Origin of the sequence: Faecalibacter rhinopitheci (assembly GCF_015234135.1) — a bacterium.
Lineage (GTDB): Bacteria > Bacteroidota > Bacteroidia > Flavobacteriales > Weeksellaceae > Empedobacter > Empedobacter rhinopitheci.
The window spans coordinates 17,793-30,176 of the sequence record NZ_JADGIK010000012.1 but is presented as its reverse complement, the minus strand read 5'-3'; the positions used below and the strand labels follow the sequence as shown (position 1 = coordinate 30,176).

General features: G+C 30.6%; 10 protein-coding genes. 7 read left to right on the top strand and 3 right to left on the bottom strand.

The window, feature by feature from the left end:
• Both IM532_RS12715 and IM532_RS12710 read left to right on the top strand, forming a co-directional pair.
• On the top strand, window positions 1-1,097 hold a 1,097-nt coding region (locus tag IM532_RS12715; protein WP_317173018.1), incomplete at its 5' end, for an RHS repeat-associated core domain-containing protein.
• A 2-nt stretch (window positions 1,098-1,099) separates the two neighbouring features.
• On the top strand, window positions 1,100-1,906 hold the full coding sequence (locus IM532_RS12710; protein ID WP_194183874.1) for a hypothetical protein: 807 nt from the start codon (window positions 1,100-1,102) through the stop codon (window positions 1,904-1,906).
• A gap of 504 nt (window positions 1,907-2,410) precedes the next feature.
• Here IM532_RS12710 and IM532_RS12705 read toward each other — a convergent pair.
• Window positions 2,411-2,755: a helix-turn-helix domain-containing protein gene (locus IM532_RS12705; RefSeq protein WP_194183873.1), complete on the bottom strand. Its 345-nt coding sequence runs from the start codon at window positions 2,753-2,755 to the stop codon at window positions 2,411-2,413.
• Window positions 2,756-3,719: 964 nt separating this feature from the next.
• Here IM532_RS12705 and IM532_RS12700 point away from each other — a divergent pair.
• Window positions 3,720-4,502: an RNA polymerase sigma factor gene (locus IM532_RS12700; RefSeq protein WP_194183872.1), complete on the top strand. Its 783-nt coding sequence runs from the start codon at window positions 3,720-3,722 to the stop codon at window positions 4,500-4,502.
• A 2-nt stretch (window positions 4,503-4,504) separates the two neighbouring features.
• Complete coding sequence (locus tag IM532_RS12695; protein ID WP_194183871.1) at window positions 4,505-5,602, top strand: hypothetical protein; 1,098 nt, start codon at window positions 4,505-4,507, stop codon at window positions 5,600-5,602.
• A gap of 685 nt (window positions 5,603-6,287) precedes the next feature.
• Here IM532_RS12695 and IM532_RS12690 read toward each other — a convergent pair.
• On the bottom strand, window positions 6,288-6,485 hold the full coding sequence (locus IM532_RS12690) for a cold-shock protein (protein ID WP_194183875.1): 198 nt from the start codon (window positions 6,483-6,485) through the stop codon (window positions 6,288-6,290).
• Between the two features lie 829 nt (window positions 6,486-7,314).
• Between IM532_RS12690 and sbnA the strand changes: the two genes are divergently transcribed.
• From sbnA to IM532_RS12675, 3 genes are read left to right on the top strand one after another with little or no spacing between them, the layout of a single operon-like run.
• A complete protein-coding gene (gene sbnA / locus IM532_RS12685; RefSeq protein WP_194183870.1) occupies window positions 7,315-8,316 on the top strand; it encodes a 2,3-diaminopropionate biosynthesis protein SbnA in 1,002 nt (333 codons plus the stop codon).
• Complete coding sequence (locus tag IM532_RS12680) at window positions 8,279-10,081, top strand: FAD/NAD(P)-binding protein (protein WP_194183869.1); 1,803 nt, start codon at window positions 8,279-8,281, stop codon at window positions 10,079-10,081. The genes sbnA and IM532_RS12680 overlap by 38 nt, the downstream gene beginning before the upstream one ends.
• Before the next feature lie 26 nt (window positions 10,082-10,107).
• Complete coding sequence (locus tag IM532_RS12675; RefSeq protein WP_194183868.1) at window positions 10,108-11,529, top strand: alanine racemase; 1,422 nt, start codon at window positions 10,108-10,110, stop codon at window positions 11,527-11,529.
• 247 nt (window positions 11,530-11,776) lie between these two features.
• Here the strand turns inward: IM532_RS12675 and IM532_RS12670 are convergent, their stop codons facing one another.
• Window positions 11,777-12,367, bottom strand: a complete 591-nt coding sequence (locus tag IM532_RS12670; protein WP_194183867.1) for a DUF6580 family putative transport protein — start codon at window positions 12,365-12,367, stop codon at window positions 11,777-11,779.
• Window positions 12,368-12,384 lie beyond the last annotated feature (17 nt).

The following is a 12,384-nucleotide window of genomic DNA, read 5'->3' as shown; positions in this document are numbered from 1 at the left end:
AATATAAACAATCAGCTGGAAGAGGTAATAATTTATCTTTACAATTCTTCCCAACAGCTGAAGGCTATGTAAATGTAAATGAAGGTATTTTTGAATATGTCTATAATTATACCGATCATTTAGGAAATGTACGCGTGAGTTATACAAAAGGCGAAGATGGAAACAGAAAAATTGTAGATGAAAACAGTTATTACCCTTTTGGATTAAAGCACAACAACCAAAGTATTGTTAATACAGCTAACCCAAACTATAAGTACAAATACAATGGTAAAGAACTGCAAGACGATTTAGGACTAAATTGGCATGACTATGGTTGGAGAAATTATGATGCTTCAATAGGGAGATGGTTAACTCCAGACCCTCTTTTTAATGACCTAAGAACATCTGTTGATTATAGTAGAATTTTTGAAGATGATGAATCTGAAATTGATTTATTATTTGCACTAAAGAATAAATTAGAAATCGGAGATGGGGTATTTAATACCGATAATTTAAATGTTTATTCATATGGTTATAATAATCCAATTTTATTTGATGATCCTGATGGTAGATGTCCTAAATGTGTAAAAGCAGTTGTTAAAACAGGTATAAAATCTGTAGCTAAAGGTAAAATTGATCTAGCAGAAGTTTATGATGCAGTTGATAACGTTAAAACTATTATCAATCCAAATGCATCATTACTTGATAAAGGTATTGCTGTATTTGATCTTGTTTCACCTGTCAGTTCAAAAGAATTAAAAGCTGGAAAAAAAGTTTTAGATAAAACTATTGACGGAGTAAAAACTGTTAACGGTAATTCAAAAGCAAGTACAAAAGCTCAACACGTTTATGAAATATTTGAGGTTGTAAATCCAAAAAATATTGTAAAAACTGGTATTAGTTCTGGTAGGGAAACTGCTAAAGGTAAATCATATAGAGGTACAAATCAAGCAAATAAATGGAATAAAGAAGATAAGCAGAAAGGTAAATATGATTCTCGTATCATAGAAAGAATACCAGCTGGTCCTGGAGCAAGACAAAAAGCATTGGATTCAGAAAAACTGAATGCAGATAAAAATAGATCAACATTAGATCCTAAGAGACATAAAAGACCATAATTATGACATTAAGATATATCCTATTAGGATTAGATTACGATACTTACATTAAAAACGATAATGAATTGAGGATTCAATTTCAGTATCATACACGTTTTATAAGTAATTATTTGTCAAAGGCAATTAGAAAATATAAATTTGATACTAATGGTATATTTAATATGATTTCCATTGCCTTGTTACCTGATAATAAAAAAGAAAAAACTAAAATAACAGCAACAAATGTACTTGAAACCTATTTACCATTTGACGAAAATCGTTATGAACAAATAAAAGGAACAGAGGATTGTAGTTATTATTTGGAATTGTTGGAACAAGGTTTTAAAAAGGTTTCGGAATTTAAATCAATTCCATTGGACACACTTCTAAGTTTGATAGTTGAGTTTAAAAAAGATGGTTGTAAAAATGAATGGCTTCACAAAAAGAAACGTTTTAAAGAGAAAGATTTAGAGGTTGTTTTGACTTGTGAGTTTACTACAAATTATTTTCAGCTGATAACATCAATTAATCAAATATCAACCAAAAAAGAGTTGGTCAAGGGTATAGCAATCAAAACAAAACCCGATGAAATCCATTTTGACAAAATGTTTAAGGATATTTTGATAGATGATAATTTTATTATCATCACAGACGCAAGCGATAGTGCAAGAGTGTTAATCAGTATTGAAGATGCAAAAAAAAGCTTTTTTAATAAAATGTTTGCACCTTACATTTATAGTGACAACTATACAAAAGAAGAAAATCTGAAATATGAAGCGACACACAATGAAGTAGTAAGAATATTATCTTATGACGGTAAAGGTTTTTAAATTAAATAATAACTCGTTCCCGCACGATTGTATCGTGTAGCAATTAGTAAAGGAACAACCCTACAAATTTTAATTTGTGGGGTTTGTTATTTTATAAAATTAGTATTTTTAATATTTTAAACAAAAAACTTAAGACTAATGAGCAGAAATTATAAATTTCAAAATCCCAACGGATAATATTTTGTCAATTTTGCTGTGGTAGAATGGTTAGATGTCATTATTTCGAAAGAATATTCTACATCATAATTTTTAACGATTACCTCACCAAATTTTGGCTAAGTATTTCTCAATTAAAACGATATATTCCGTAACTTTGTAACTCAATCAAGAAGTTCATTTCACATCAAAATTTTGAAATAAGAGACCCTAGCGACACCCTAGAAAACCATTCCTTTCTAAACGTCTAATAGCGGTACTTTAAAAATATAGTTCGGGAGCCTCACTCTCCGCGACTTTAAACAAAGTTGATTCAAAAACCTCTATTTTTAATATGCGGATTAAATTTTAAATAACTTCAATCTTTACCACCTCACTTTTCAAGACTTTGGTGCCTGCTTCATTATAGGTCTGTTCTACAGTGACTCTAATTCTATCGTATTGTGGAGTGGGAAAATCTAATAATTCTCCAATGTTTTTATATCCAAATGCCTTCGCTAAAAGCGTGATGTGACGGGTGCTATATTTGTGTCGCTGTGTATAAGACTCAACATTTCCAACAAAAGATTTAGCAACCCCCATTTTTATACTTAAATCATCTTTAGTAAATCCCTTTATTTTTCTAAGTTTTTTCACATGATTTATCAAATCAAAATCAAATTGGGTAGTTTCAAAATCAAATAAAAGCTTCATTTAACAAAAGTTATTTATCCAACTTGTTGGATATTAAAATAATATTATTATATTTGTATAAGCGAATTGATAATTAGACTTTTAATAGTCTTAATTAAACGATGTGACTCGATTCCAAAACGACCAATTTTACTATCGAGAGTATCGTGAAGTCACTCCATGTTTGAAAAGTTTTGTACTTTCGTATACGGCATGGGCGGTTTTCACATATGCTTTAGATAGTAATTTATTAAATCGAAAGGTTTTTAAGTAGGGTTTGGTCGCCCTTGACTCTAAAGTGTGAAGCCGCCTTGCTTTTATACAAGAAATTCTTCATATTAGAGAAACATCGTTCCATAAAACCCATTACCAAATGAGAACGAAACAATTTCCATTCAACCGTAAAAAACCGCCAGACCAAGTCTGTTCGTTTTTCCAATTCTTTTAAAGAAAAATCCTCTGTTTTTATAACTTTCTAAAAACACGGATTGTAAAAATAAAGGACTATCCTTTCTTTACATGCTCTCTATCAAAGACTCAGTATTGAGACTTTGACAACATTTGTTTTACTCTTTTTTCGCACATTAAAAGTAAAACCTTTATTGACCTTTTCCAAATTTATTGGGGACATACGACCTTTTTATTAATTGTATCATGTATTAAAAAGAGTTAAAATCCTATATCGGTGTATATCGAAAATGACACTTTTCTGTATCGGTTGTGTATCCGCGCTGTATGCATTCTGTATCCATTGTATATGCGTTCCGATAGTTTGTTCGGTGTTCGTATATCGGTAGTGATCATTTTTTTTTAAATGTATTATGCATGACGTAAAAAGTTTTTATGTTCAGATTAGATTTTGCACTTCAAAAGCTTCAGTATCCGTGTTAAGTATGATAAGGTTTACTGTTATAATGAATTGGAATAGTGAAAAGTAAAAATGTAATACGTGAATTGTAGAACATAACTATAAATACCCATTATCATGTTAGAAAAAGATTTTGAATTATTGAAAAAAGGTAATTCTACTGCTTTCGAACGTATTTATATCAGATATAATAAACAAATCTTTTGGTTTGGTATACAAATAATTAAGGATGAATTTGTTGTAGAATGCTTGTTACAAGATGTGTTTCTGAAATTATGGGATTATCGAGAGAAGATGGAATCTCCTGAGCATATTTTTTTCTTTTTGAGGCTTGTAATGAAATACAGTTGCTATTCGCATTATACAAAACCGGAGAATAAGTTTTTTAGAACTGTGAATTCATTTGAGAGTTACGAAAATTATCAAACTTATTTGGCTGGATATAATCCTGCAGATGTAATAGAAAACTTGAGCGATCAGCAAACACAACAACAATATTTTGATGAAATTATAAAAGTGTTACCCCTGCTAAATACGGAAAGAAAACATTTGATTGAACTCTGTTTAAAACATGGATTTCAGTATAAAGCGATTGCTCATGCAATGGGAAAAGGAATAACTGAAACGAGTAATGAAATAAAGCGAGCTATAGAGGATCTTAAAAAGATTTTAAATAATCAAGATAAGTTAGTCATTAAAAATAAAACAGTTACTACTGTAAATAAGCAAGATCAAATAAGCGAAACACAATCGTTGATTCTAAAATTGAGATGTGAGCATAAACAATCTTTTGCCAATATTGCTCAAGAATTAAAATTATCCCAAAAAGAAGTACATAATGAGTTTATAGTCGCTTATAAATATAGCCAACAAAATAAAGTCCAATCCCTAAATTATTGATGATGGAAAAATCTACTTTAATACTCACTCGAAAAATTCAGTTAATTGTTGATTTACCAACTCAAGAAGAACGTAAAGAGGTTTTGGGAACACTTTATAGATGGCGAAACAGGTGTTTTAGAGCAGCTAATTTGATTGTTTCACATTTGTATATACAAGAGATGGTGAAAGAGTTTTTGTATCTCTCAGAAGGGATTGTACATAAGTTGGTTGATGAAAAGAAAGATGAAGCTGGATTATTACAACGTTCGCGGCTAAATACAACTTATCGTGTGATATCAGATCGTTTTAAAGGTGAAATTCCGATGAATATATTATCATGTTTAAATAGTAGACTCCACAGTACTTTTAACAAAGATTACCAAGAATATTGGAGTGGAGAATCTTCGCTAAAAAACTTTAAACGAGATATGGCATTTCCTTTTGGACTAGAAGGTATTAGCCGATTAGCTTATCATCCCGAGAAAAAATGCTTTTGTTTTAGGTTGTTTCAACTTCCATTCAAAACCTATTTAGGGAAAGATTTTACAGGTAACAAAAAGCTATTGGACCAAATAGTAAATGGAGAAATTAAACTTTGTACGTCTCAAATAAAACTAGAAAAAGGCAAAATATTTTGGTTAGCTGTTGTTGAAATAAAAAAAGATAACCATTATTTACAACCTGAAATTATTGCAGAGGCTTCTTTGTCATTAGAATATCCATTGGTTGTAAAAATAGGTAAATCTCGATTTCCAATCGGTACTAAAGAAGAGTTTTTGTATAGAAGGTTAGCGATACAAGCTTCCCGTAGACGAATACAAACTGGGGTAACTTATGCGAAATCCGGCAAAGGAAGAATTAGAAAACTAAAAGCCTTAGAAAAAATGAGTCAAGTAGAACGTAATTACGTGCATGACCGACTACATTTCTACAGTAGAAAGCTAATCGATCTTTGTATCACTAATAAAGCAGGAACACTTATTTTATTAGATCAAGATGAAAAGATGGAGCTAGCAAAAGAAGAAGAATTTGTACTTAGAAATTGGAGTTATTACGAACTGATGACTAAAATAAAATACAAAGCTGATAAAGCAGGAATTGAGCTTATCATAGCATAAATTATAATTTTGGAGGGTGATTGTACACCCATAAGGTGAGGTTGATAACTAACACTCACTAAATGTAAAGAACATATACAACGCGTGGGCTCACTTTTTTTATTTCCTCTATCAGGACTGGTAAGATACTCCCTAGATAAAGGCAGGATAAAGGCAGGGTAATGGCTATAGAATGTATGAAGAAAATGGTATAAATTTTTCATCATGTATTAATCTCTCTATCACAATCTATATTATATTTTTTTCTTAATCTATTTTTCTTATTAGAACAGCTTTTACTGTTACTAAAGTTATTTCTGAAATAGCTTTTATTGAGTGATTTAGATAATGTATTGCACAAAAAGATAACACATAAGTTTAATATGAGGAGTTAGCTTTTTTTCACCAAATTTGGAGATACTTTCTACTTTGAATTTAATTTCTAATAAAAATAATCGTTTTACTGATATTTAAATTAATGAGCTTGATTCTCATATTCATTCTAATTTACAAGTTAATTTATTGAATGTATTATTAAAGGGAGAAAACTAGCAAATATTTATTATAACTCAGAATGAGAAATTAATTGATAGTGTTGAAGAAAATTGTAATATTCTTTTTGTTAATGATCAAATTAAGAACAAATAATTCTTAAAATTGATCATAAGTAAAAGCTAGATGCTTTTTAATTTTGTGTATTTTCAGTTTAATGATGATTATTCACTAATCGTACATTCACTGCATTCAAACCGTTATTTCCGTTTTCAATTTCAAAAATAACTTCATCATTTTGTCTAATATTATCTTTTAAACCACTGATATGTACAAAAATATCTTCCTTACCAGTTGTGATAAATCCGAAGCGCTTTGTTTTATTGAAAAACTTTACTGTACCTTCTTGCATATTATTATCAGATAATAAATTCTTCCAATCAATTACAGTGAAATAATTCGTAATCTTTAAAGCAATTTTTTGAAGGTAGCTATAGATAGTTGGTGTGATCTGAAGTAACCAACCGTTTGCACTAGTTTGAATAATGTACTGTTCTAATGAGATGTTTGATGTTGTTGTAAATTGTTTCGTTCTATTCATAAAATAATTTTAGGTTAACGTAGATATATCTTAAAATCCACGTATAAATAATTGAGTATAACGTAATGTTATATTAAAAATGTTTTTTGAAAATAAATAAGTACCAATGTAAGGAGAAGTAAAATCCTGAATTTAGAGGATAGTAATTTCAATAATAATAAATCACAAAAAGTGATGAAAGAAGTAACTTTTATTTGATGCAAATATACAATAAATATTTAATGTAAGTGCAATATGTTGTTAAAACCTAACTAAATATTTGTTAGGTTTTCATTTTCAGATAGATATGGTGTGTGTTTATAAAAGATAACATTGTCTCAACAAATACTTCTGAAACAAATGGAAAGTATAAGATTATCTTTAACCTTTATGACTTCATTATCAATCTTAAAATTTTACTTTTTATAAATGTTTCTATTGACAAATAGAGAAATTTTCTAGGTATAATTTGATTTCTCGCTTATAGATAAATGGTGGATATTTTTATCTATTCCCACTAGTAAAAAAAGGATATTTAACGAAAGTAAACATTTAACAATAAGCATATTAAAGATGCAATTGATTAAATTGTTATATTTAAAAGAGTGATCGAATTTTTTCCAATTACAAAATTCAATTAACCACTAAACACAGTTAAAATATGATGAATAACCAATCAGATACAGGAATTTTATCCTGTATAGGAAATACGCCATTAGTACAGCTAACTCGTATATTCCCCGCTTCAAGTATTCAACTATTTGGTAAACTTGAAATGTTTAACCCTGGTGGAAGTATTAAAGATCGTACGGCTTACAATATCTTAAAAAATGCTATAGATAAAGGGATTCTTCATGAAAACAGTACAGTAATAGAATCTACTTCAGGTAATATGGGAATAGGATTAGCCCGAATATGTCATTTTTTAGGTTTAAAACTCATACTTGTAACGGATCCACATATAAATGAAATGTGTGTAAGTATTTTAATAACATTTAACGCAAATATAATAACAGTAACACAGCACGATGGTAAAGGAGGTTATCTAAATACACGATTAGAAAAGGTACAGCAATTGCTTTCGGAAATTCCAAATAGTTTTTGGCCCAATCAATATCATAACATGGATAATCCATTGGCTCATGAACAAACGTATTCAGAAATTGTACTAACATTAGGTAAAAATCCGGATTATATTTATGTTTCTACTAGTACATGTGGTACCTTAAGAGGTTTAGCGGATGCAATAGCCAAATATAATGCACATACAAAAATAATAGCTGTAGATGCAAAAGGAAGTGTAATTTTTGATGATTTACCACAGAAAAGGATCATTCCTGGTATGGGTGCAAGTCGTAAATCTACTTTTATACAAATGGAACAAGTTCATCAAGTAGTTCATATTTCAGATCAAGAAACTGTTGAAGGGTGCTACCAATTACTCGATACCGAAAGTATATTGGCCGGTGGATCTTCTGGAGCTATTGTAAAAGCAATGGAGAAAACTATTTCTCAACTTCCTGAAAACGCAACAGTTGTTGCTATACTTCCAGATAATGGAGAACGATATCTTCAAACCATTTATTCAGAGGAATGGGTCAATCAAAATTTTAAAGTTGAAAACAATGATTTGGAAAACGGAACACATCAATCAAAATACTAAAAATACTCATGATGAAATTCAGAAGTTGATTAATAACAGTGCAGAAAATACTGAAGTTTCAGCTTCAATTTTTTCTTTAGGTATTATTGGAGGAGGTCCAAAAGGAATGTATGCTTTAGAAGAATTGATTGATAAAATAAAGAAAGAAAATTGTAATACAAACATTCGGGTGTATTGGTGGAATGAAACTACACATTTTGGATCAGGACCTAATTATCAAACTGATCAAGATGATTTTTTATTAATCAATTATTGTATTGGTCATATAGATGCGTGGGATAGAAGGGATGGAGTAGTGGATAACCAACTTAATTTTGTGCAATGGATTGAACAAAATAAAACGATTGATAGTGAGGTACAACCCACGGATTATGCTTCGAGAGCTTTAGTGGGGCATTATTTACAAAGTACCTTACTTCAGATTATCGATTCAAAACCGAGTAGTATAGAACTTGTATTAATACCAGAAAGTGTTGAAGCAATACAACTTACAGCAAATGCTAATTTCAGAGTAGAAAGTGTAAAACATCAAGTCTTAATTGATAATTTATTATTGGCTACAGGTCATTGTTATCAAAATAAATCTTTGCTAGGATGTGATGAAGATTTATTACCTAATCAATACTTTAGATCCGCATATCCTATCACAAAATTAGAAACTATTCCGGCTCAAAGTAAAGTGGGAATTATCGGTTGGGGATTAACCTTTATTGATGTCGCATTAGCTTTAACTGAAGGGCGTGGAGGTACTTTTGATGATGAAGGAAATTATATAGCAAGTGGTCACGAACCCATTTTACTTCCTTTTTCAAGAAATCAATTACCTATTATGCCTCGTGGACCTATTTATGGTCAAAACACATATATCCTTCAATATATTGATGATAAATGGCTACAATCTGTACAAACACTATCTAAAAATAGAAAGATTGACTTTAGTAAAGATATATTACCAATACTTGAAAAAGAATTGAAATACGCTTACTATAGTACCTTGCTACAAACGGATGATGTAGCAAAAGTGGAAAATTACATCCATTCATTGCCAGAAGAAGAATTGTTTTCTTACCATCAATTGTTGTTTCCATCAATTCCTCAAGCCTCATCGGTACAAGAAGCTTATATCCATTATCTAGATAATTTGATACTAGAAGCAGAGAAAGGAGAATTAAGGAGTCCATTAATGGCTGCGACGGCAGTTTGGCGTGAAGCATCTCCTTTTATCGCTGAAATTTATAAAATGGGAGGTTTTACAGGTGATTCACATAATTATTTAGATAAAAAACTATTCGGGGCTTATTGTCGTACCAGTTATGGTCCTCCAATACAAAACATGAAAAAAATACAAGCCCTACTCAAAGCCGGTATCATTAAAACGTATTGGATAGATACAGTCGAATTAGACTATATTGGCCATGAAAAGCATTTTATTTTAAAACACTCAACGCATCAAGAGCAAGTTGACTTTATTATTGATGCACGAATTGCCCGACCTGATATTGTAGCAAATAATGCTTCATTATATCAAAATTTATACGAAAATAAGATCATAAAACCTTTTGATAACGAAGGGTATTTGCCTGGAACTGTGGCTATGAATTCTGCTGGAAAAGTGAAGCATCCACAGCATATTCCACTTTATTTTTATGGCTCAAACACAGAAGGTGTTTTCTTGGACAATGATTCATTATCAAGGAAGAAAAATAATATAGCACCGTTTTGGGTCAATGAAGTAATTAATCAATATCGATCATTCACTAAATAATCGTCTCCTTAAAAATCTTACCAAAAATGAATAAAGCAGTATATAATAATCATTTATCCTTAACGCCAATTATCCATGATTGGGTAAAACAATTGTTGGCTAATCCAGAAAGTTTACAGCAAGCAGTTGAACGTTTCCAATCTCCATTAAATATTCATTGCCTTACTCCATTCCAAGAAAATATAATAGCATACAGTAATGTTTTTAATGAATTGCATGTAAAACACAAAGTATTTTTTGCTCGCAAAGCCAATAAATGCATCGCATTTCCACAAGCGGCAGCACAACAAGGTCAAGGAGCTGATACCGCAAGTTACCGCGAGTTAAAACAATGTTTAGATTCAGGTATACATCCTGATAACTTGGTGCTTACTGGTGCTGTGAAGAATGAAAATTTGCTAAGTTTAGCCGTAGATCATCAAGTTACTATAGTATTAGATAATTACGACGAATGGAATTTACTCAAAAAAATATGTACTGAAAAGCAGAAGAAAGTCACAGTAAATATTCGTTTAGGAGGTTTTCAATTTGAGGGAAAAACATTGGCAACACGGTTTGGATTTTCTTTGGATGAAGCCGTTACATTTATTCAACATTTACAAAATAACAAAGATTTAGTAGAGTTTACGGGACTTCATTTTCATTTGAATGGATATTCTGTAGAACAACGAGTAGCAGCGATTGAGCAAAGTGTTCAGTTGATTGACTGTTTACAAGCTTTGAATATCCCAACATTTTCCTTAGATATAGGAGGTGGAATATTGATGAATTATTTAGAAAATGCCTCGGAATGGGAAGAGTTCAACAAAGAATTAAAAAGGGCCATTTTAGGTGAACGTCCAGAAATAACGTATCAAAACGATCCTTTAGGTATTATAAAGATAGAAAATCAATTATATGGTGAACCCACAGTCTATCCCTACTATAATACGCTAAATAAAGAGCAACTTTTAAAAGCAATACTTACTTCAAAATCAGCTGTTTTTCAACAACCAATTTATAAATTGCTGAATGACAGAAATATTGAGTTGCGCATGGAACCAGGCAGGTCTTTATTGGATCAATGCGGAGTAACTGTAGCTAAAGTAGCTTTTAGAAGGAAAGATACCAATGGAAACTGGCTCTTTGGTCTTGAGATGAACCGTACTCAACTAAGAAGCTCTAGTGCGGATTTTCTTTTAGATCCAATTCATGTTCCGAAAGAAATTAAAGAAGAAAACGAGGCAACCTATGGCTATTTAGTCGGTGCTTATTGTTTAGAACAGGAATTTATTTTAAAACGAAAAATCGCTTTCAAACAATTTCCCCAAGTTGGTGATTTAATCGTTATACCAAATACCGCAGGGTATATGATGCACTTTTTTGAATCGGAAGCGCATATGTTTGAACTTGCTAATAATGTGATATATGATAATGGTAATTTTGTTATGGATAACACGTCTGATTAGCAATTAATTGTTGTTGGAAATCATGCTGTATTAACGGTATAATAAACATATAGAATCCACTATATTTAGGACAATTTTCCATCCTACATAAAATACCTCAGCTTATAGTTGAGGTATTATATTTTTCTTCCAAAGTTATTTTGCTAAAACAATAGATTAATTATACTTACTTACTAAATATTATGCAATAAAAAACTCCAGAACATTAGTCCTGAAGTTAGTAAATTATGATTGGAAGATTGTAAATCTATTTCCAAGACCAATGGAATTGATCTTTTACAGATATCAAAAATGATTTTTGGTCTATTAAATAATACACACCAAATAAAACGAAAGTGTATAGTAAGTTACTTGATAAAGTTGCTTTAGAAAAAGGAAGGCCCATCATATAACAAGTTATTAAACCATTTAATGTTTTGGGGTATAATGTTCCGCTTATCCATACTCCAAAATTTGAAACAATAAAAAAAATAAGAGCACTTCCGATGCTTATACTTCCGATTTTTAAGGAGGTAATTTTTCCAGTAAATAATAAAATAGAAATAACGGATGTGAGTAAATAAACTAGATATTGCCAGACAAATCCTTCATAAAACCATTGAAAACTTTCGTAATATGTACCATACATTATATTATTAATCAATAAATCACTTATCCAAATTGAAATAAGTGGGATAAGAATTGCCCAATATTTTTTATAGAACAATGCACCTCCAAATATACTAATTGCCATCATTGGAGCAAAATTAGCAGGATGTGGAACTAATCGCGTTGTGATAGCAACAATGATTAATACCGTTACTGCGATAAAGTTGAGGTGTAAGGGATTGTTTTTCATTATTTTTCAGTTTTTAA